At 37.0% G+C, this 19,754-nt stretch carries 25 protein-coding genes; all 25 read right to left on the reverse strand.

What is annotated here, in order from left to right; all coding sequences use genetic code 11:
* Position 1 precedes the first annotated feature (1 nt).
* On the reverse strand, positions 2 to 1,081 hold the full coding sequence (gene flhB / locus D1B32_RS06180; protein ID WP_118888919.1) for a flagellar biosynthesis protein FlhB: 1,080 nt from the start codon (positions 1,079 to 1,081) through the stop codon (positions 2 to 4).
* A 1-nt stretch (position 1,082) separates the two neighbouring features.
* A complete protein-coding gene (gene fliR / locus D1B32_RS06185; RefSeq protein WP_118888920.1) occupies positions 1,083 to 1,862 on the reverse strand; it encodes a flagellar biosynthetic protein FliR in 780 nt (259 codons plus the stop codon).
* A 3-nt stretch (positions 1,863 to 1,865) separates the two neighbouring features.
* Positions 1,866 to 2,135: a flagellar biosynthesis protein FliQ gene (gene fliQ, locus D1B32_RS06190; protein ID WP_095308656.1), complete on the reverse strand. Its 270-nt coding sequence runs from the start codon at positions 2,133 to 2,135 to the stop codon at positions 1,866 to 1,868.
* Positions 2,136 to 2,185: 50 nt separating this feature from the next.
* Positions 2,186 to 2,851 (reverse strand): flagellar type III secretion system pore protein FliP, encoded by a 666-nt coding sequence (gene fliP, locus D1B32_RS06195; protein WP_095308654.1) that lies wholly within the window; start codon positions 2,849 to 2,851, stop codon positions 2,186 to 2,188.
* The gene (locus D1B32_RS06200; protein ID WP_118888921.1) at positions 2,844 to 3,503 is read right to left on the reverse strand and encodes a flagellar biosynthetic protein FliO; all 660 of its coding nucleotides are present in this window, start codon (positions 3,501 to 3,503) and stop codon (positions 2,844 to 2,846) included. The genes fliP and D1B32_RS06200 overlap by 8 nt, the downstream gene beginning before the upstream one ends.
* A 16-nt stretch (positions 3,504 to 3,519) precedes the next feature.
* Positions 3,520 to 3,882, reverse strand: coding sequence for a response regulator (locus D1B32_RS06205; RefSeq protein WP_095308650.1), 363 nt, complete (start codon positions 3,880 to 3,882; stop codon positions 3,520 to 3,522).
* A 17-nt stretch (positions 3,883 to 3,899) separates the two neighbouring features.
* Positions 3,900 to 5,069: a flagellar motor switch phosphatase FliY gene (gene fliY, locus D1B32_RS06210; protein WP_118888922.1), complete on the reverse strand. Its 1,170-nt coding sequence runs from the start codon at positions 5,067 to 5,069 to the stop codon at positions 3,900 to 3,902.
* Positions 5,059 to 6,054, reverse strand: coding sequence for a flagellar motor switch protein FliM (gene fliM, locus D1B32_RS06215; RefSeq protein WP_118888923.1), 996 nt, complete (start codon positions 6,052 to 6,054; stop codon positions 5,059 to 5,061). The genes fliY and fliM overlap by 11 nt, the downstream gene beginning before the upstream one ends.
* A 34-nt stretch (positions 6,055 to 6,088) precedes the next feature.
* The gene (gene fliL / locus D1B32_RS06220) at positions 6,089 to 6,508 is read right to left on the reverse strand and encodes a flagellar basal body-associated protein FliL (protein ID WP_118888924.1); all 420 of its coding nucleotides are present in this window, start codon (positions 6,506 to 6,508) and stop codon (positions 6,089 to 6,091) included.
* Positions 6,501 to 6,719, reverse strand: coding sequence for a flagellar FlbD family protein (locus D1B32_RS06225; protein ID WP_095308642.1), 219 nt, complete (start codon positions 6,717 to 6,719; stop codon positions 6,501 to 6,503). Before D1B32_RS06225 ends, fliL begins: the two co-directional genes overlap by 8 nt.
* A 45-nt stretch (positions 6,720 to 6,764) precedes the next feature.
* Complete coding sequence (gene flgG, locus D1B32_RS06230; RefSeq protein ID WP_095308640.1) at positions 6,765 to 7,556, reverse strand: flagellar basal body rod protein FlgG; 792 nt, start codon at positions 7,554 to 7,556, stop codon at positions 6,765 to 6,767.
* A gap of 84 nt (positions 7,557 to 7,640) precedes the next feature.
* A complete protein-coding gene (locus D1B32_RS06235; protein WP_118888925.1) occupies positions 7,641 to 8,012 on the reverse strand; it encodes a TIGR02530 family flagellar biosynthesis protein in 372 nt (123 codons plus the stop codon).
* A 12-nt stretch (positions 8,013 to 8,024) separates the two neighbouring features.
* Positions 8,025 to 8,495 carry a flagellar hook assembly protein FlgD gene (flgD, locus tag D1B32_RS06240; protein WP_118888926.1) on the reverse strand — a complete coding sequence of 157 codons (471 nt, stop codon included), beginning with the start codon at positions 8,493 to 8,495 and terminating at the stop codon, positions 8,025 to 8,027.
* A 9-nt stretch (positions 8,496 to 8,504) separates the two neighbouring features.
* A complete protein-coding gene (locus D1B32_RS06245; protein ID WP_118888927.1) occupies positions 8,505 to 9,872 on the reverse strand; it encodes a flagellar hook-length control protein FliK in 1,368 nt (455 codons plus the stop codon).
* Between the two features lie 26 nt (positions 9,873 to 9,898).
* Positions 9,899 to 10,486: a MotE family protein gene (locus tag D1B32_RS06250; protein WP_118888928.1), complete on the reverse strand. Its 588-nt coding sequence runs from the start codon at positions 10,484 to 10,486 to the stop codon at positions 9,899 to 9,901.
* A 5-nt stretch (positions 10,487 to 10,491) separates the two neighbouring features.
* The gene (gene fliJ / locus D1B32_RS06255; protein WP_118888929.1) at positions 10,492 to 10,938 is read right to left on the reverse strand and encodes a flagellar export protein FliJ; all 447 of its coding nucleotides are present in this window, start codon (positions 10,936 to 10,938) and stop codon (positions 10,492 to 10,494) included.
* On the reverse strand, positions 10,938 to 12,260 hold the full coding sequence (gene fliI, locus D1B32_RS06260; RefSeq protein WP_118888930.1) for a flagellar protein export ATPase FliI: 1,323 nt from the start codon (positions 12,258 to 12,260) through the stop codon (positions 10,938 to 10,940). The genes fliJ and fliI overlap by 1 nt, the downstream gene beginning before the upstream one ends.
* On the reverse strand, positions 12,257 to 13,015 hold the full coding sequence (fliH, locus tag D1B32_RS06265; RefSeq protein ID WP_158586215.1) for a flagellar assembly protein FliH: 759 nt from the start codon (positions 13,013 to 13,015) through the stop codon (positions 12,257 to 12,259). Before fliH ends, fliI begins: the two co-directional genes overlap by 4 nt.
* Positions 13,008 to 14,021 (reverse strand): flagellar motor switch protein FliG, encoded by a 1,014-nt coding sequence (gene fliG, locus D1B32_RS06270; RefSeq protein ID WP_095308624.1) that lies wholly within the window; start codon positions 14,019 to 14,021, stop codon positions 13,008 to 13,010. The genes fliH and fliG overlap by 8 nt, the downstream gene beginning before the upstream one ends.
* Positions 14,022 to 14,033: 12 nt before the next feature.
* Positions 14,034 to 15,623 (reverse strand): flagellar basal-body MS-ring/collar protein FliF, encoded by a 1,590-nt coding sequence (gene fliF / locus D1B32_RS06275; RefSeq protein WP_118888932.1) that lies wholly within the window; start codon positions 15,621 to 15,623, stop codon positions 14,034 to 14,036.
* Between the two features lie 295 nt (positions 15,624 to 15,918).
* A complete protein-coding gene (gene fliE, locus D1B32_RS06280; protein ID WP_118888933.1) occupies positions 15,919 to 16,224 on the reverse strand; it encodes a flagellar hook-basal body complex protein FliE in 306 nt (101 codons plus the stop codon).
* A 19-nt stretch (positions 16,225 to 16,243) separates the two neighbouring features.
* Positions 16,244 to 16,693, reverse strand: a complete 450-nt coding sequence (flgC, locus tag D1B32_RS06285; RefSeq protein WP_095308618.1) for a flagellar basal body rod protein FlgC — start codon at positions 16,691 to 16,693, stop codon at positions 16,244 to 16,246.
* A 3-nt stretch (positions 16,694 to 16,696) separates the two neighbouring features.
* A complete protein-coding gene (gene flgB, locus D1B32_RS06290; RefSeq protein WP_118888934.1) occupies positions 16,697 to 17,092 on the reverse strand; it encodes a flagellar basal body rod protein FlgB in 396 nt (131 codons plus the stop codon).
* A 455-nt stretch (positions 17,093 to 17,547) separates the two neighbouring features.
* The gene (codY, locus tag D1B32_RS06295) at positions 17,548 to 18,327 is read right to left on the reverse strand and encodes a GTP-sensing pleiotropic transcriptional regulator CodY (protein WP_095308614.1); all 780 of its coding nucleotides are present in this window, start codon (positions 18,325 to 18,327) and stop codon (positions 17,548 to 17,550) included.
* 27 nt (positions 18,328 to 18,354) lie between these two features.
* Positions 18,355 to 19,749, reverse strand: coding sequence for an ATP-dependent protease ATPase subunit HslU (gene hslU / locus D1B32_RS06300; RefSeq protein WP_095308612.1), 1,395 nt, complete (start codon positions 19,747 to 19,749; stop codon positions 18,355 to 18,357).
* Positions 19,750 to 19,754 lie beyond the last annotated feature (5 nt).

A 19,754-nucleotide genomic window follows, 5' to 3' on the forward strand; every position in this document is an offset into this window, starting at 1 on the left:
TTTAAATCTTTTTCTCTAATCGATATACATATGCTAGTACTTCTGCAACAGCCTTAAAGAATTCTTCCGGTATGATATCCCCTATCTCTGCCGCACGATACAGCCCTCTTGCTAATGGCCTGTTTTCAACGGTAATTACGTCATTTGCTTTAGCTATTTCTTTTATTTTTAATGCTATTTGATCTGTACCTTTTGCAAGTATATAAGGAGCATTAGCCTTTTCTTCGTCATATTTAATTGCTACTGCATAATGTGTAGGGTTTGTAATAATAACATCCGCATTTGGTACCTCACTCATCATTCTTCTCGTTGCAATCTGCCTTTGTTTTTCCTTGATTTTCGATTTAATTAAAGGATCCCCTTCAACATTCTTATATTCGTCCTTAATATCCTGCTTTGACATCCGCATATTTTTTTCGAAATCAAACCGTTGATAAGCATAGTCAAACACCGCTAATAATAATAAAGCTATAATTGCTGCAAACGCCATAACACTCGTAACTCTTCCAAAGAAAGCTAATGCATTTTCAGCGTTCGTAAATGCCGTCATCAGCATTTCATCTTTATAAAGCCAAATCACAGAGAATGTTATCCCGCCAATACAGGTGATTTTTAATAAGGATTTTAATAGCTCAACAAGTGCTCGGATTGAAAAAATCCGTTTTGCTCCTTGAATCGGATCAATTTTCTTTAGATCAAACTTTAATGGCTCTGTTGTGAACAAAAAACCTACTTGCATTAAGTTAGAGGCGAAACCTGCGACAATTGCGATTAACATTATAGGTGCAAGCATCTTTGCTGCTTCGACCGTTGCACTGTTCAGTATTTGCTGAACAGTATTCTCCGTTAATTCCCAGTCGAGAAATTCAATAAAAGTACGCTCATATATTCCTGTCATATGCTCCAAAATAAATCCGCCAAACAAAAACAATGTAGAAAAACAAAATAATAATAAAATTGCTGTATTTATGTCCTGGCTTTTTGCTACTTTTCCTTTTTTTCGTTCATCGAGACGCTTTTTTGGAGTAGCTTTTTCTGTTTTTTCACCTGCAAAAAATTGTAAATCAAGTTTCAAGTGCAAATTAAGCACCTCCGAAAAGCTGCATTAGTCCACGCATCGTTTCAAACATTGCTGTAAAAAGGTTTCTTGCCAGCGTCACATACAAAGCTAGAAACACTAGGATCGCAAGAAAACTAACTAATATTTTAAGCGGCAGCCCTACAACAAACACATTCATTTGCGGTACAGTACGCGCAATAATTCCAAGTGCCACATCTACCAAAAACAAACAGCCAACGATTGGAATTGCAATTTGGAAAGCGATAATAAACATACTATTAAAAGCTGTAATGACAAATTCTGCAATTGAATTATTCTGAAATGGAATAAATGTTTCCAGCGGAATAAAACGATAACTATTAAATATTCCATCAATAATCAAATGATGCCCATCAACCGCTAATAAAAATAATAGTGCAATCATATATAAATATTGTCCTGTCAATGGACTTTGTGCTCCTGTTTGTGGGTCCACCACATTCGCAATCGCAAATCCCATTTGAAAGTCAATAAAACCACCAGCTACCTGTATTGCAGATACGATAATAAATGAAATGAGGCCAATTAGTACTCCAACTAACACTTCTTTAACTATTAGAAAAATATACATTTCGTCGACGACCAGTTGGGAAGCATCGACTGTATAAAACATAATCATTGCTAGAAAGAAGCTAAAACCTATTTTAAATGGTAATGGCACTGTTCGATAAGAAAATAACGGCATCGTAACAAAAAATGCCAATACCCGTACGAATATAAGCAGAAAAACTGGTAGACTCGTAATAGAAATTAAATCAAGCATGATTTACCCTACAAACTGATTAATATTTTGAAAAATAGAGGATGCAAATTCAACCATTGTCGTAAGCATCCACGGTCCAAAGAAGATCAGCCCTATAAAAACAGCGACAATCTTTGGGATAAAGGCTAATGTTTGTTCTTGTATTTGCGTCGTTGCCTGAAAAATACTTACCAACAAACCGACCGCAAGAGCTAATATAAGCAATGGGCCTGTAACAAGTAATATTGTATAAACTCCTTGCTCAGCCAAGGTCAATACGAATTCACTGCTCATAAGTAGAAGCTCCTTTCTTTACTATACTCACATTTAAAGTGCGTGAACCTCTAAAAACCATTAAGTAAGGATTGCGTTATTAAATACCATCCATCCACCAACACGAAGAGTAAAATTTTAAACGGCAACGAGATCATAACTGGTGGAAGCATCATCATTCCCATTGACATCAGAACACTTGCCACAGCCATATCAATAATCAAAAATGGGATAAAAATCATAAAGCCCATTTGGAATGCCGTTTTTAATTCACTTATTGCGAAAGCAGGAACTAATGTAGTTAGGGGAATATCTTGTACCGTTTCAGGTGGCTCTGTTTGCGTATAATCAAGAAATAGAGCTAAATCCTTTTGCCTCGTATGCCTTGCCATAAAATCCTTTAAAGGTGCACTGGCATTTTCATATGCCTCATCCAAAGTAATTTCTTCATCAAAAAGTGGCTGTAGCGCTTCTTGATAGACCTCACTGAATGTAGGAGCCATAATAAAAAAAGTAAGAAATAGGGCTAAACCAATGAGTACTTGGTTTGGCGGCATCTGTTGTGTTGCTAAAGAAGTCCGAACAAATGAAAGCACAATAATTATTCGCGTGAAGCTTGTCATTAAAATCAATATTCCTGGCGCTAGCGAAAAGATGGTTAGTAAAAGTATTAACCGAACAGACGTGGATACATTAGCTGGATCCGAACTAGAAAATATATCGATAAATTCATTCATGTGTATCTTCCTTGTGCTTATTAATCATATTTTTTCGGCTTTGCTTCAAATTGTTAAGTTCATTCGAGAAAAGCTTCTTAAATTCACTGCTAGACGATTGATTTGTCTGATCTTTTTTGGAAGAAACAAAAGGTGACAACAACGAACTGATTGGAAAACTATCTTGAGTATCTTGATTATTACGTACAATATCTTGCTTTACTTCGTCGTCAGTAATCTCTTGAAGCAATTCAACATTTTCTCCTACACCAACTAAATAAAGTCTTTTTCCAATTCGAATGATTTGAATAGAACGATTTTGTCCTACAGATATCCCACCTAAATTTTCTAGTGCCTTCACCTGGTTGAAAAGTTTGTTTCGTTTATTTAAAAACTTAAGCAGCACATAAATTAATCCAAGAACTAGTAATAATGCAAAAAACATTCTAACTAATTCAAACGCCATGGAACTGGACTTATTATTATCCGTTAGTAAATCACTATCATTTTCGTTTTCTTCCAATTCGTTTTTTGGAATTTCATCATCTTCACAATCAGCTTCCTCCCCCAGACATTCCAACACACTGTTTGGTGCTGCATCCGTCTGGAAGGAGAAAAATGATAGAATAAGAATGGTACTCAAACAGAAACTGTAAAGAATTTTTTTCTTCAACCTGCTCACTCGTTTCTTAGTTTAAAGCTTTTTGAATCGCTTCGATTACCCTATCTGCTTGGAACGGCTTTACAATAAAGTCTTTTGCTCCCGCTTGAATAGCGTCAATCACCATTGCCTGTTGTCCCATCGCAGAACACATAATGATTTTAGCGTCTGGGTTAACTTTCTTTATTTCTTTTAATGCTGTAATTCCATCCATTTCTGGCATCGTAATATCCATGGTTACTAAATCAGGTGTCAATTCTTTGTATTTTTCAACCGCCTGCGCTCCGTCCTGTGCTTCCCCAACTATTTCATAACCATTCTTTGTAAGGATATCCTTAATCATCATTCGCATAAATGCTGCATCATCCACAATTAAAATTCGTTCTGCCATTTGGTTATTCCCCCTAATTATTTTAAATTCCTAATCCGGTCATACTGACTAATAATATCTGTAACACGAACACCGAAGTTTTCTTCAATCACAACAACTTCACCTTCAGCTACAAGTTTATCATTTACTAGAATATCAACCGGTTCACCTGCTAGCTTATCAAGCTCAATAATAGAACCTGAAGCCAGTTCAAGTATATCGTTAATTGATTTTTTTGTTCGGCCAAGTTCAACGGTAACTTTTAATGGGATATCAAGTAACATATCAAGGTTACGTTGCTGACCAGTATTCAGCTCAACCTTTTCAAAATCAGAGAAAGCTGCCTGATGCACCTCTGCATGTGAGCTTGTAACTTTATGACCCAAATATTGCGGTTCAGCTGGGTCATCTCTTGTTTCTGCTTGTAAGGAGTTATTATAAACAGCCTGCTCCTGCTGTTTAGCTACACTATTCTCAGTAACCGGGATTTCAGCTTCAAGCGTCGCAGCGCTCTCCTTTTTCTCAATTGCGTGTTCTTCCGACCCATTTAACAGCTCATTAACTAGCTCTTTTGCAAAGCGCAACGGAATTAATTGCATCATATTCGAATTGATCAGATTCCCAACAGTTAATTTAAAAAACACCTTTACATAGACTTCTTCATCAAAAACATCTTCGTTTTTAACTCCAGTTACTTCTTCATCCAATATTGAAGGCGGAGAGATATCAACGCGTTTATTAAACACGGTTGACATACTCGTTGCAGCTGCACCCATCATTTGATTCATCGCTTCCTGAACTGCGCTTAAATGGATTTCATTCAATTCACTATCTGGATTTGTCCCATCACCACCAAGCATAATATTTGCAATAATAGCTGCGTCCCCAGCTTTTATAACAAACACGTTTTTTCCCGTAAATCCCTCTATGTAATTCACTTGAATACTTACTGGCTCAAAGGTAAATTCATCACCAATATCCGTTCTTTCTATGACGTCTACTATTGGTGTTGTTATTTCCACCTTCTGATTTAATAAAGTGGAAAGTGTGGTGGCAGAGCTACCAAAAGAAATATTACCAATTTCTCCTAGTGCATCAATTTCAATATCGGAAAGATAGCTTTGCTTATTTTCATCTGACTTGTCTTCATCAGAAATATTCAATAGCGCATCAATTTCTTCCTGTGAAAGCATGCCATCATTCATCATATTGCTCACCCCTTTTTATTTCATCTAATATTTGTACAGACATTTTATTTTTATACTTGCCTGGCTGCACGAGGAATTTAACTTCATTATTAATAGTAAGTCTTAGCGGTAAATCGATTTTCTGATCTAGTGTTATCACATCATTTTGCTTTAGTGCCAAAAACTCATTGATTGCAATCGCACCCTCACCAAGAATCGATTTTACTTCAACTTCAGTTTGCTTTAAGTTCTTCGACATTTTATTAAATGCTGTAGCATCCCGATTTTTTTTCTCCGCTTGCATCCAATAATGCACAGAGAGCTTCGGAATAATTGGCTCCAAAATTATATGTGGGATACAAATATTAATCATACCAGTTGTTTCCCCAATTGCAGCTGTCATCGAAACGACGACAACCGTATCATTTGGTGCAACCATCTGTAAAAATTGAGGATTTTCTTCAAACTCTTCTAATCGTGGCTTTATTTCTGTTACAGAAGCCCACGATTCTTCTAATGTATACACAGCTTTTTCGAAAAATTGACGTAGTAATAACTTTTCGATTTCCGTTAAATTGTTGTTTTTGTTAATCGTGTTACCTTTTCCGCCTAGAATTCGGTCAAGCAATGCATAACCAATATTTGGATTAACCTCCATGATTAAATTACCATCTAACGGTTCAACACTATAAATATTTAATATTGTCACTTTTTGTATTGAGCGTACGAACTCTTCAAATGGCACCTGATCAACAGATGTAACCGAAATATTAACATACGTTCTTAGCTGCGATGAAAAATAAGTTGTTAGCATTCTTGCATAATTTTCATGAATTCTAGAGATGCTTCTTATCTGATCTTTAGAGAAACGCAATGCGCGTTTAAAATCATACACGCGTACTTTTTTCTCTTGCTCTTCTTTTTTTAGTTCTTCAGCATCCATTTCACCTGAGGTTATCGCAGATAATAGTGCATCTATTTCATTTTGTGAGAGAACTTCATCCATTAATCATACCCACCTCCTATTAGGAGCTTTCATTCTATTGAAGTATTTTGTTGATTGTATATACTTCTGTGATTTCTCCTTCTTCCACTAGTTCGTTTAAACTTGATTTAACAACTTGCTCTAACTCGGAAAGTCCGGATTTAAAATCTTCTTCTGTTTTCGTTGCAAGCTCTTTAATAATAATATTTTTCAATTGGAAATCACGCTTTTCAACCTCTTTTAATGTTTCTTTCCCATCCGTTACAATTTGAAACTGAATTCTAACAAATGCTCCATCTGCTAAATCGGTTGTGATTTCAGGTGATTCATAGGAATAGTTTACAATGTCATCAATCGTTTGTGCATCACCTTTTTCATTTTCGCCTGCCACATTTAATACAACTACTAATGAAGCAATTGCAATAACTAATAATACAACAAGTGATGTAATCATTGTCTTTACTAACTTACTCATCCTCTTCACCAGCCTTTATTTGAACTCGTGCTAATCCTATTTGTTGGTAGTATTCTGTAATTTTTTGTATAACATCATCGGCTTTGTTCTTTACAACAATTTTCTTTCCATTAATTAAGGAAATCGTTGTATCTGGCAGCGACTGAACCTGTTCAATTAAAACGGCATTTAGTACAAATTCATCGTCATTCAGCCTTTTTAAAGTAATCATGTATATGGCGGGAGTACAGGTTTAAGCATACTCCCTACCCCCTTATTATCGTTTTAAGTTTACTAGCTCTTGAAGAATCTCATCAGATGTTGTGATAATTCTAGTATTTGCCTGGAAACCACGCTGTGCTGTAATCATTTCTGTAAACTCTTCTGAAAGATCAACGTTTGACATTTCAAGTGAGCCACTTATGATCGAAGCTGCTCCATTCTGTTCAGGAGTAACTGTACCGTTATAACCTGCATTAGGTGAATCTAAGTATAAATTGCTACCGTCTTTTACTAACCCGGCAGGATTCGAAAAGCTTGCCAGCGTTATTTGCCCAGCTTCTTGTGTTGCACCAGCAGCATCAATATAGTTTATCGTACCGTCTGTTTGAATACTGAAGCTTTGCGCATCAGTTGGTATTGTTATATTTCCATTAGCACCTTGAAGATACAATCCATTCGGATTAACAATCGCGCCATTATCATCTAAATAGAAATTTCCAGCTCTTGTATAATACGTTGTACCCCCTTGTTCCTGCAATACAAACATTCCATCACCTTCGATTGTCAAGTCAAGCGGGTTATTTGTCACCTGCTGAAATCCTTGTGTGTGAATGTTGCTTATTGTACCAAGCTGAGAACCAAGCCCAACCTGTGTAGCATTGACTCCCCCACGAGTAGCAGTTGCACCTTGTGCACCTGTTGTTGTCTGACTCATTAAATCTTGGAAAGTCACGTTTGCTTTTTTATACCCTGTTGTATTAACATTGGCGATATTATTTCCGATAACATCTAATTTCGTTTGGAAATTTTTCATACCTGAAATACCTGCATACATTGAACGTAACATTTTTTTATCCCCTTTTTTATGGTTATTTTGGTTAGCTGTATCTAGCATTCAACAGCTTATATTGGCCTCCCATAAGGGTCCAGCCTAGTCATTTATTAGAATGGTTCCATTGATATTTGTAAAAATTCTACTTGTTGCTTCCTCACGATTCATTGCTGTCACTACAGTATGATTTTTTGCATTAACAAGCAATGCTGCATTGTTCATGACGATAAGTGAATCTGTAATCCCCTTTTTCTTAGCTTCCTGCATTTTCTCGCCGATTATTTCCCATTGCTGCTCATCAATTTGAATATTTCGCTCTGCTATTCGCTGTGATGCATGTTTACTTATTTTCAATCCTTGTTCCTGTGATAAAATATCCTTAAATGGAATGGGTGATTGCTTAGACTTAGGTCCATTGATTGCTGGAAACTGTAATGCATGCTGTGGGACTTGATGAATCCGATGATCCATAACCTTTCCCCCTTATTCCGTTATCCTATCTCCGGCTTCTTCTTTTGTACCTGGATCGCTAACTTGAATAATCGCATCCGCGTATATTTTTTCTCCATTTTCAAGCTCCAATATTGCCCATCCTTCATGTTGACTAACAGCCACTACTTTACTAGTTACTTTACCAAGCTCCTTACCTGTCTCTTGGTCCACATCCATATATGATACTTCCTGACCAATCATATGACTGTATTGGATTACAGGAGAGACCAACTGACTTTGTACGAGCATTTCGATTGAATTAGACATGTTCATCATCTGCTCCAATGATGAAAAAGTGGCCATTTGTGATACAAATTCACGATCGTCCATCGGATTTGTAGGATCCTGATTTTGTAACTGCGTCATTAGTATTTTTAAAAATTCATCCTTACCAAGGCTTGCGCTCGGTGTTCTGGTCTTTGGCTGGTTACTTAAATATAACGATGGATCAATTGTTGTCATTTCCTCCACCTACACCTTCTCATTTAGAAGCAGCTCTTCAAACTGTCTCTCAAAGCTATCTTCTGTTTGTTGATTATCCTTATGATCGGATTGATTCGATTGCTGCTGTTCCTGTTCTTTTAACTGTTTATTTTCTTGCTCTTCCTGCAAATTTGTCGTTTGCGGCACATTTGCATCTTGCTTCTCCACGACTACTTGGTGCGGGGAAAACATATTCTTAAGCTGATGTATGTTTGATTCTAACATCTCTTTTGCAGTAGCAGTGGTAACTAAAATTTTTACCAATACTTCACCATTTACCTGTGTAAAACGAACCATTAATTCCCCCATATTATCGGGTCTTAACAATACTGTTAAATGGTTCCTCTGGTTGGGCAAAGCCGACAATTTAGTTGATTCCATAATTTTTTCAAACTGGTCCATTAACTGCTGATCCGGGCTTTGAGTCGGTTGTAGTTGATTAATATGAATCACATGTTGCTCTAGTTTTGAAATCGGCACCGCCTGGTTCGTCTGACTTGTCATAACAACTAAATTTTCTTTTTCAATTGCACTACCAAGCCATTTCGCTATATCCTTAACTGTTACATTTGAATCTGCATTGTACCGTTGCATTCCAGAAAAATGCTCTCGCTTTTGGAATGAATCAAATATGTAATTCCATATTTTCGACTCTCTCGTTTCTTGCTTATTCCCTGCTGTTAATTCATTCATCTCTTCGCCATTTACTGCCGTTACCCCAGCTATCAATGTATTTGGATTTACTTGCTCTTTATTTACATGCTGTCTTTGTTGTAACAAGGTAAACCCTGCTGTATCTCTGTCTGTCACAGACGTTAGGTTTGCTTGTAACCGTGTTAAATCCTTCCATTGATGAAGCAATTCCAATACTTTTGATGAGGCATCCCGAACATCTTCGTCTGTATCTAATTTGGAGATTAATTTTTCAATCTGCTCAAGCAAAAAGGCTAGTTGTTCCTCAACATCTGTATTACTCGTTCCACTTTCAGGATTTACTATTGGAAATCCATGCAATTCGCTAGATAGTGAGACTTCTTCCTCCACGTCAGGAAAAACAGATGAAGGTTGCAGGATAAAGACATCTTGATTCTCCACCTCATTATTTAAGCTTGCAGTAGCTGAATTCGCTACATTTTCTGTATCATTTCCACTGTTGATTCGTTGTAACAGATTCTCTAGAGCAACCTCTTTTTTCATTGAAGACAGTTCCTGATTTTCATGCTCAGATACATTAACAATGTTCTCATCTAATATACGGTGAAATGATGAAACATCCCCTCGTAAACCGGATTTCATTTGCGTATTTGTCAACTTTGCTGGCTGTACCTGTTGTAGAAACACCGCGACACTATTCAAATTCTCACCTCCTTCCAATAACTTTTTTAATTTTCATTTGAGAGAAGCAATTGTGTTAGCTCTGCTGCCTGTTCAGGATTCATCGCACCTAGTATCGTTGCACGATGTTCGTTAGATAGTTCCTGCAAAATTGAAACCGCCGTATCTGTCTCTAAATTTTCAATAATAGGGGCTGCTTTAGAGCCCTTCATTTCTTCAAATGAATCAATAATTGTAGAAAAAGATTCATCTGAAGAATCTTCCTCTAACAATTCTTCATCAATCTGTGCATCTTCTAAACTATTTTCCAAACGAACAATATCTTGGTTTTGATCATTTATTGTAGCTTCCAATTCACGAATCGTTTCATTTAAGCTTGTAATCTCTTCATCTTTCTCATTTACAATTGCTTGTGCCCGCGAATCATCTTGTACAGGCTTTGCTTCATCTGATGCTACTAGATTCGATATGATTGGCATTGAACTAGCTTGTTGCTTCGTCCAATCGATAACATTAAATCCTGCAACCCCCATGATAATAACAACTAGAGTAATGATGATGATTAACGGAATTACAACTGCAAATAAAAACCAGAGAATTGGATTCCTTTTTTTCTTTTTCGTAGTCTCAACCATTTATTTCACCTATTTTTTTGGCTTAAAAATTGTGTTATTGAAATTTCATCCATAAAAGCATCTTCCATCTTTTTTTGTATAGTTGCTTTTGTTTCTTTTCTTACTTCAATTAGTTTCTCGAATTTCTTTACTTCCACGTGCGCATCTGACAGCAGATGTTGTTTTGATTCCATATCTGTTCTAGCCTTTTGAACACGAGACTGCAAATTATTAATTTGTCTGTTTAGTTGCTCAATGTAATTGGCTTGCTCTTTTATTCGGTCAATCGGTGTTAGTGAGTGAAAAAATTGATCATATGAATCCTCAGCACGTTCTTTTTTTCGCAAAATTTGATACAGCTCTGTAGCAACTTTTTCAAAAGAATCAAGTGATTGATTATACGCTTTCTGTGCAACTTGCTTTTCATTTTCACGAATATCCAATATTTTTGATAATGCAACAATCTCGGCCATCACTCAATTCCTCCATTAAGCAGTGATTTCATCAATTGAATCGTTTCTTCTAACGTATTTACTTCATGTATATCCTGCCTTAAAAATTCTTGGATTTTTGGATAATAGGAAATTGACCGATCAATCTCCTGATTGGTGCCACGTTTATAAGCACCTATGTTAATTAATTCACGATTATCCTCGTATACTGCCATCAGCTTCCGAAGCTCTTGTGCAATCTGTTTTTGTTCCGCTGTTGCAACCATATTCATAACTCGACTAACTGACTTCTGTACATTAATAGCAGGAAATTGACCGCGCTCTGCTAGCTTTCTATCCATTACAAAGTGTCCATCTAATATTCCACGAACTGCATCTGCAATCGGCTCATTCATATCATCCCCATCAACAAGTACAGTGTAGAAAGCGGTGATTGTCCCAGCTTTATTTGTTCCCGTTCTTTCTAATAACTTGGGAAGAATGGAAAACACAGATGGTGTATATCCTTTTGTCGTTGGTGGCTCACCAATCGCCAGACCAATTTCTCTTTGTGCCATTGCTACTCTAGTGACGGAATCCATCATTAAATTAACATGGTAGCCAAGATCGCGGAAATACTCACTAATTGCAGTAGCAGTATATGCTCCTTTAATCCGCATTAGAGCAGGTTGGTCTGATGTTGCCGCTACAACAATTGTCTTTTTTAGCCCTTCTTCGCCCAAATCGTGCTCAATAAACTCACGCACCTCACGACCACGTTCACCAATCAATGCAATAACGTTAATATCAGCATTACTATTTCTTGCAATCATTCCGAGTAGTGTGCTTTTCCCAACACCACTACCAGCAAAAATTCCAACCCTCTGGCCTTTACCCATTGTTAAAAGCGAATCAATTGCTTTCACGCCAACTTGAATTGGTTTGCGTATCGGTGGTCGTGTCATTGGATTTGGTGGAGCTTGATCGGTTAAATAGTTAGAGAGCCCTTTTGGAAGTGATGCTTGATCATCCAATGGCTGACCAAGCGAGTTCACAACATTTCCAATCAAAGATCGTCCAACCTTTACAGTTAAAGGCTTTCCAGTAGATTCAACTAAGCATCCGGATCCTATCTCCGTTACCTCTGCATATGGCATAAGAAGGATTTTTTCATTATTAAAACCTACAACTTCTGATACAATAGGTGGTCGATTAGAGGAGGAAGAATGAATGTAACATACTTCTCCTATGTTTGCCGCGGGTCCTTCTGATTCAATCATCAACCCTACAACACGCAGGACCTTACCATAATGCTTATATGTTGCAGCTTTTTCTATAACAGATTTGTAATCGGATAAATTCATTGCTTCTTCTCCATTAGGTAATCCTGCAATGCTTCACGGATTTTTGATAGTTGTGTGTCAACACTCGCATCAATTTGACCAAAAGCATGCTCGATTAAGCAAGTGTTTTTCTTCAAGTTTTCATCTAAGTAGATAGATAAAGTTGATTCATCTTCCATAATTCGATTTAATTCATCTTTTTGCTCTATGACCTCACTGTAATTTAGAGGATGTAAATAAATCGTTACAGTTGATTGATCTTTTAATTCCCGGATGGCCTGTCGTATAATTCCCAAAAATGTTGCTGGTTCCTTGGAAATTTCCTTACCGATAATTTTCTCTGCAATACTAAGTGACAGCTGTAATATCGACTCTTCGCTATTTTCAATCGTTTTATTGTAATCATACGTCGTTGCATCAATAATTAAATTAGCTTGATTCAACTTTTCTTCATATGCAGCTTTACCTGCTTGCTCTCCTTGAAAAAAACCGGTTTGATAACCTTCCTGCTTTGCACTTTCAATCAACTGATGCTTCGTTTCTTCCCAGTTGTTTTTCTCTTGTTCAATTGCTCGCTTGGTTTGTTCCAGTAATACTTCTTTTTTTTGAGCTAAATCCAGCAATTCCTGTTGCATGCTTTCGATCTCATCTTGGATTGTCTCCAATTCTTTATTACTATCAATTGGTTCATCTTCAATGGTGTGCTGTATCGACCGAATCGGTTTAATTTTTATCAATTTCTGATTGAAGAGCTGTTTATTTTCTGAATCAGACAATGATATCGTCTCCTCCACCTCTAGCGATGACAATTTCTCCTATATCTTCAAGTCTACGAATAATAGCTACAATTCTCATTTGTGCTTCTTCTACGTCTCTTAGGCGAACTGGTCCCATATATTCCATTTCTTCTTTGAAAGTTTCTGCCATGCGCTGAGACATGTTTGTAAAGACAACATCTTTAACCTCATCACTAGCAACCTTCAAAGCTAATCGCAGATCTTCATTTTCAACTTCACGAATTACACGTTGTATCGCTCGATTATCAAGGACAACAATGTCTTCAAAAACAAACATTCGCTTTTTGATTTCATCTGCCAGTTCCGGATCTTGAACCTCTAGAGCATCAAGAATTGTTCGCTCCGTACTACGGTCTACACCATTCAACACTTCAACAACCGCCTGTATTCCACCAGTTTGTGTATAATCCTCAGAAACAGAAGCAGATATATTCTTCTCCAGCACTTGTTCTACCTGACTTATAATTTCAGGTGAAGTGGAATCCATTGTAGCTATTCGTCTAGCCACATCAGCTTGCAGCTCCTGGGGCAATGAGGATAAAATCTGTCCTGCCTGTTCGGAGTCAAGGTAAGAAAGAACTAAAGCAATTGTTTGCGGATGCTCTCCTTGAATAAAATTCAATACTTGTTGAGGATCCGCTTTTCTTGCAAAATCAAATGGTCTTACCTGTAAAGATGAAGTTAGACGGTTTATTATATTGGAAGCTTCTTGCTTTCCAAAAGCTTTTTCCAAAACGGTCTTCGCGTAACCAATTCCTCCCTGTGTTATGTAGTCTTGTGCTACAGCAATTTGGTGGAATTGTTCTAAGACATTTTCTTTCAAATTTGTATCTACTTTTTTAACCGATGATATTTCCAAGCTTAACTTTTCAATTTCTTCTTCTGATAAGTACTTATAAACTTGCGCCGATACATCTGGACCTAGGGAGATTAAAAGAATTGCTGCCTTTTGCTTTCCAGTTAAAACGCCTTTTTGCCTTGCCATTTTTTTACCCTCCTAATCTTCTCCAATCCAGCTTCTCAACAATTTAGCAAATTCCTCTGGTTTTTCTTTCGCAATTTTTTCTAACTGCTTTCTTCTTACAACTGCTTCAGATTCTTCTTCCTGTGGTAGATCAGGAACTTCCAGTACTGGACTTTCTGTAACTGTTTCCTCTATTATTTCCTCTTCACTACTCCTATTTCGGACTAATAAAATGATTAGTATGATAATAGCAACAAGTAATACAGCTCCGACAATATACATCCATAATGGAATAACAGGAGAAGACGCACTGACTGTTGCAGGAGGTTCTGTGAATTCCTGAAACACAATGGATATCTTGTCTTCTGGGACAACTTCGCCGTAATCTGCGTCAATTGTCGCTCCTACGATAGAACTGAGAATAGAAGAAACTCCTTGTTCCACATCATTCTGTTCTTGCCCGCTTAGAAACTCTACATTGTTTCCCTCTGTTGTTCTTGTATTATCGATTGCAACTTGAATTCCAAGGTCGCGAACTTTATAGGGACTCTCAACAATTTCCTTACGAATTCGATTATATTCATAGTTTATTGTTTCCTTATCTAGCTCATATTCACCAGATCCAGCATCTCCAGCCGGGTAGTTGGTAACATCCTCATCACCTGTCCCACCGATACCACCGGTAGCACCATCACCAGTATAGGATTCCTGAATTGTTTCCAGACTAACAGGTATTCCTTCCACGTTTTCAATATCAACAGGCTCCACGAGTTCCTCTGTACGATTCTCTTGAGTGAAATCAATATCTGCAGTCACAGAAACGATGACATTATCCATTCCAACCATTGTTCCAAGCATTTGTTGTAATCTTCTTTGGATATCTCGCTCAGTATCCTTCTTCACGGTTTGCTGATGAGTGTACGCATCTTGAGCTCCAGAAGCAGTTTGTGAATTTCGATCAAAGTACTCAAAATATTGGTTCATAATAACAATATTTTCAGATGGAAGATTCGGCAGCGCTTTTGAAACTAAGTGATAGAGCGCTTCTACTTGATTTCCTTGAAATTGATAGCCTGGCTGTGTGTTTAACACGATTGATGCACTAGCTTCACCAGTCACATCACTAACAAATACCGGTTCTTCAGGCATATTAATCATTACTTGCGCATTATTGATACCTTCAATGCTCTGAATCAGATTAGCAAGCTCTGTTTGCATTGCATCAAGCTTCATGATATTAAATTCATTGTCGGTTATTCCCCAAGATGTATTCTCACTAAAAAAGGAATAATCAATATTCCCACTGTTTGGCAAGCCCATTCCAGCTAGATCAACGAGCAATGATTCAACCTGTTCCTCTGGAACATTAATGCTCGTGCCTCCGTTATTTAATTCGTAAGGAATGCCTCTTGTATCTAGCTCTGCTTTAATTTGTCCGACCTCTTGAATGGTCAAATTATTATATAATGGAACAAAACGAGTATTGGAACTAAAAAAAGCAATACCTATTATAAATAAAATTATTATGATAACTGACCCAAGAAAGAGACCCCTTTGGCTTTTTGACCGATTCTGCCAAAACAAAGTTACCGATTCTTTCCATTTCAACAAAGTTTCCTTCATAATTTCCCCCACCAAAGTGCATTAAGTAATCGATATTTCATCATTAATCTACTATAGGATGTCCAAAACATCCGGTAAAAGTAATACATCCGAGAACTGAGGACCTTCGACTAACTACCGATAAGCCCTTTGTCGAAACGTCGAAGTCACCACATCCTTTGGAAGTCCGGTACGGGGAGTTTCACCCCTTCGAACCTCGACGAATAGGACGTTGCTTACTTAGCCTCCTCGGACCTTATCATCCTCATTGTTGAACACGTACTACTATTGATTGCTTGTCGTTGCTATTCGAAGATTATATCGACATTCTCATTATTTCGTTGTATGCATCGATAACTTTTTTCTGGATCTGCACTGTAGTTTCGAGCGTAATGCTTGCCTTCTGTGCTGTGATCATCACGTCATGAAGATCATCAATATTACCGTTAGCTAATGCCTCCGTCTTATTATCTGACTCCATCTGAACAGAATTAAGGTTGTCAATTGCACCTTTTAACGTGTCTGCAAAATTAGCTTGTGCCTCTCCAGGTGTCACTGCAGCATTCGAAACTTTCGATAAAGATTGAATAGGCTGCGAAACATTATTTATTGAAAAGTCCATTTTTTTAACTCCTTATCGTCTATTTACCAATTTCTAATGCTTTCATTAACATACCTTTACTTGCATTCAAAGCAGTAATGTTTGCTTCATAAGACCTCGTTGAACTCATTAAGTCAACCATTTCTTGCAAGGGGTCAACATTTGGCATCTCTACATAGCCAGCTTCATTTGCATCTGGATGAACAGGGTTATAGACAAGTTTAAACGGCTCCTCATCCTCAACGATGGCAGCAACTCGCACACCACTATGCTTTATATCACCAGATGCATTTGCAAGCATCGATTTAAAACGATTATCCTGTGTTTCTAAAACTGTCATTTTTCTCCGATACGGCTCAAACTCACCATTCTCATTTATGACTGCTCTTGTTGATTGTGCATTCGCAATATTAGAGGAAACGATGTCCATTCGAAGTCTTTGTGCAGTTAATGCACTAGCACTTGTATTAATAGAATTAAATATTGACATCGATTAGTTCCCCCCTCTTATAACCGTCTGCAAACTCCCAAACTTCCCGTTGATCCGATCAATCAAACCATTATAATAGATTTGATTCTTCGCAAGCTCTGTCATTTCTTTATCAATATCAACATTATTTCCATTATGGTTGTACATCGTATTGGATTGTGATACGACACGATAAGATGAATTTTGATTTGAATTAAAGGGGATATGCTTCTCAGTTGTACGCTTAGCTTGAATTGAGGAAGTAAGTGTATCATCTAAAATATTTTTAAATTGAACATCCTTCGCTTTATAACCAGGTGTATCTGCATTAGCAATATTATCTGAAATCGTATTATTCTTCATTGCAGCGTAGTTGAGAGAGTTTTCTAACTTACTAATTGTCCCTCCAAATAAATTCATTACAAGCACTCCTTATGTATGTTGTTAAAAGTCCAGTAAAAATGGCCTGTCGTGAACAGAAGATCTTGTTTCTATTTATCCTCTTATATGTACATTGCGCTTCCATTTCTATGAAAATTTTGATTGACAGTCATACTTACTTCATCTACTACGAATATTGTAAGTTATAAATTAGACAAAGTCTATTACTTTTCGACATTTTCTCCTAAAAGAAAATAAAACAGTAAAAAAAGACTAGGTATTTAGTAACATGAATGTACAGTTTTGTGGAATTTACAAGCAATTCAAAAACATTTACACAGCATTTACAATTGGTTTTTGGCTATTTCCCATGTTTTGATATTCCTCTACATACGAAAGTCCTATATTTAATTATAAGGATAATTAACTATAAAAAGACACAAAAAAGCCAAATAATTTGGCTTTTTTGTGTCTTTTTATATTATTTTATAAACTTATCTTGAACGTAGCTTTTCTAGCTCCACAAGGAATTTGTCATTCAATACTTTAATGTACGTACCTTTCATACCTAGTGAACGGGACTCAATAACTCCTGCGCTCTCTAATTTTCTTAGCGCGTTTACAATTACAGATCTAGTGATCCCTACGCGGTCTGCAATTTTACTTGCTACTAATAGCCCTTCATGTCCGTTTAATTCTTCAAAGATATGATCAATTGCTTCCAATTCACTGTATGATAGTGAACTGATTGCCATTTGTACAACAGCTTTACTACGTGCTTCCATCTCAATTTCTTCTGTTTTTTCATGAAGTATTTCCATACCTACAACAGTTGCACCGTATTCAGCAAGTAAAAGGTCATCATCGTTAAAACTTTCATTTACTCTTCCAAGAACTAACGTACCAAGACGCTCTCCACCGCCGATAATCGGGATAATTGTAGTCAGACCGTCTTTAAATAAGTCTTTATTTTCCACTGGAAATACGGAATGCTGACTATTAATATCAAGGTTTGCTGTTGTCTCATAAATATTGTACAGCCCCTGTGTATACTCTTCCGGGAATTGTCTTTGCTCAAGCATTGATTTCATACGCTCGTTTTCAATTTCTTGATTTACTGCAAATCCAAGTAACTTCCCACGTCTGCTGACGATGTATACATTCCCTTTGATTACATCTCTTAATGATGCTGACATTTCATTAAAGTTTACTGATTTACCTGTTGCTTTCTGTAACATTGCGTTAATTTTTCTTGCTCGATTTAATAGATCCATGATGATCCTCCATTTCATTATTATGAATTATAGTATAAACTGACTTAAGTCTTTGTTTTGTACAATACTGTTGAGTTTTTGATCTACATAGGCAGGAGTAATTTCTATTTCCTCCAACGTAATTTCGGGCGCTTCAAACGACAAATCTTCAAGAAGTTTTTCTAGTATGGTGTGAAGCCTTCTCGCGCCAATATTGTCGGTATCCTGGTTTACTTGAAAGGCAATTTCTGCAAGTCTTTCTATAGCATCGTCTGTAAAAACAACATTTATACCTTCTGTTTTTAACATTAATTGATATTGCTTAATCAATGCATTAGATGGTTCGGTAAGTATTTGCTTGAAATCCCCTACAGATAATTTTTCTAATTCAACACGAATTGGAAATCTTCCTTGTAGTTCCGGGATAAGATCAGAGGGCTTTGCCATATGGAAAGCTCCAGCCGCGACAAAAAGCATGTGGTCTGTTTTCACTGGCCCGTGCTTCGTTACAACCGTTGATCCTTCAACAATCGGTAATATATCACGCTGAACACCTTCTCTGGAAACATCTGCAGTTGCTTCTTGCTTTCCAGCTACTTTATCAATTTCATCTATAAAAAGTATTCCCGTTTGTTCTGCACGCTTAACAGCTTCCCCGGCTACTTCATCCATATCTACCAATTTCTGAGCTTCTTGTTGTGTCAATACCTTTCTAGCTTCAGATACAGTTAGATTACGTTTTTTCTTTTTTGATGGCATGAATTGCCCGATTGCATCTTGCATATTCATTCCCATCTGTTCCATACCCGAACCTTGCAGCATATCAAACATGGAAGGAGGAATTTCCTCGATTTCGATGGTAACCATTCGGTCTTCCAGTTCACCTAAAGCTAACTGATGTTCAATTCGTTGCTGTTTGTTTTTAATTTCTTCATCTTTTTCAAAATCATTTTCAGCATTATCATTTACTGTTTGATTTTGGAAAAGCATTTCAAATGGATTTTTAACACCGGATTGCTTTTTGGCTGATGGAGCAAGCAATTTAACAAGTCGTTTATTTGCTTCTTTTTCCGCTGTTGTCATTACGCCACTCATTTTTTCTTCCTTTACCATTCGTACAGCCATTTCTACAAGGTCACGTACCATTGATTCTACATCTCTACCGACATAACCGACCTCTGTAAACTTAGTTGCTTCGACTTTCACAAACGGGGCACCAACAAGTTTTGCCAGCCTTCTGGCAATCTCTGTTTTCCCCACTCCAGTCGGTCCAATCATTAAGATATTTTTTGGAACGATTTCTTCTTTCATTGAATCTTCAAGTTGCATTCGTCGATAACGATTCCTCAAAGCAACAGCTACAGATCGCTTTGCTTGTTGCTGACCAATAATATATTTATCTAGCTGACCAACAATTTGTTTTGGAGTGTAGTCAATTCCCATTCTTA

Origin of the sequence: Oceanobacillus profundus, from assembly GCF_003515705.1 — a bacterium.
GTDB lineage: Bacteria > Bacillota > Bacilli > Bacillales > Amphibacillaceae > Oceanobacillus > Oceanobacillus profundus.

Bases quoted from the DNA above. Each gene is read 5' to 3' on its own strand.
- fliR (WP_118888920.1), bottom strand. From the start codon at position 1,862: ATGCTTGATTTAATTTCTATTACGAGTCTACCAGTTTTTCTGCTTATA.
- fliQ (WP_095308656.1), bottom strand. From the start codon at position 2,135: ATGAGCAGTGAATTCGTATTGACCTTGGCTGAGCAAGGAGTTTATACA.
- fliP (WP_095308654.1), bottom strand. From the start codon at position 2,851: ATGAATGAATTTATCGATATATTTTCTAGTTCGGATCCAGCTAATGTA.
- D1B32_RS06205 (WP_095308650.1), bottom strand. From the start codon at position 3,882: ATGGCAGAACGAATTTTAATTGTGGATGATGCAGCATTTATGCGAATG.
- fliY (WP_118888922.1), bottom strand. From the start codon at position 5,069: ATGATGAATGATGGCATGCTTTCACAGGAAGAAATTGATGCGCTATTG.
- fliM (WP_118888923.1), bottom strand. From the start codon at position 6,054: ATGGATGAAGTTCTCTCACAAAATGAAATAGATGCACTATTATCTGCG.
- fliL (WP_118888924.1), bottom strand. From the start codon at position 6,508: ATGAGTAAGTTAGTAAAGACAATGATTACATCACTTGTTGTATTATTA.
- D1B32_RS06225 (WP_095308642.1), bottom strand. From the start codon at position 6,719: ATGATTACTTTAAAAAGGCTGAATGACGATGAATTTGTACTAAATGCC.
- flgG (WP_095308640.1), bottom strand. From the start codon at position 7,556: ATGTTACGTTCAATGTATGCAGGTATTTCAGGTATGAAAAATTTCCAA.
- D1B32_RS06235 (WP_118888925.1), bottom strand. From the start codon at position 8,012: ATGGATCATCGGATTCATCAAGTCCCACAGCATGCATTACAGTTTCCA.
- flgD (WP_118888926.1), bottom strand. From the start codon at position 8,495: ATGACAACAATTGATCCATCGTTATATTTAAGTAACCAGCCAAAGACC.
- D1B32_RS06250 (WP_118888928.1), bottom strand. From the start codon at position 10,486: ATGGTTGAGACTACGAAAAAGAAAAAAAGGAATCCAATTCTCTGGTTT.
- fliJ (WP_118888929.1), bottom strand. From the start codon at position 10,938: ATGGCCGAGATTGTTGCATTATCAAAAATATTGGATATTCGTGAAAAT.
- fliI (WP_118888930.1), bottom strand. From the start codon at position 12,260: ATGAATTTATCCGATTACAAATCTGTTATAGAAAAAGCTGCAACATAT.
- fliG (WP_095308624.1), bottom strand. From the start codon at position 14,021: ATGGCAAGGCAAAAAGGCGTTTTAACTGGAAAGCAAAAGGCAGCAATT.
- fliF (WP_118888932.1), bottom strand. From the start codon at position 15,623: ATGAAGGAAACTTTGTTGAAATGGAAAGAATCGGTAACTTTGTTTTGG.
- fliE (WP_118888933.1), bottom strand. From the start codon at position 16,224: ATGGACTTTTCAATAAATAATGTTTCGCAGCCTATTCAATCTTTATCG.
- flgC (WP_095308618.1), bottom strand. From the start codon at position 16,693: ATGTCAATATTTAATTCTATTAATACAAGTGCTAGTGCATTAACTGCA.
- flgB (WP_118888934.1), bottom strand. From the start codon at position 17,092: ATGAATTTATTTGGAGGGACAATTAGTAAGTTAGAAAACTCTCTCAAC.
- codY (WP_095308614.1), bottom strand. From the start codon at position 18,327: ATGGATCTATTAAATCGAGCAAGAAAAATTAACGCAATGTTACAGAAA.
- hslU (WP_095308612.1), bottom strand. From the start codon at position 19,749: ATGGGAATTGACTACACTCCAAAACAAATTGTTGGTCAGCTAGATAAA.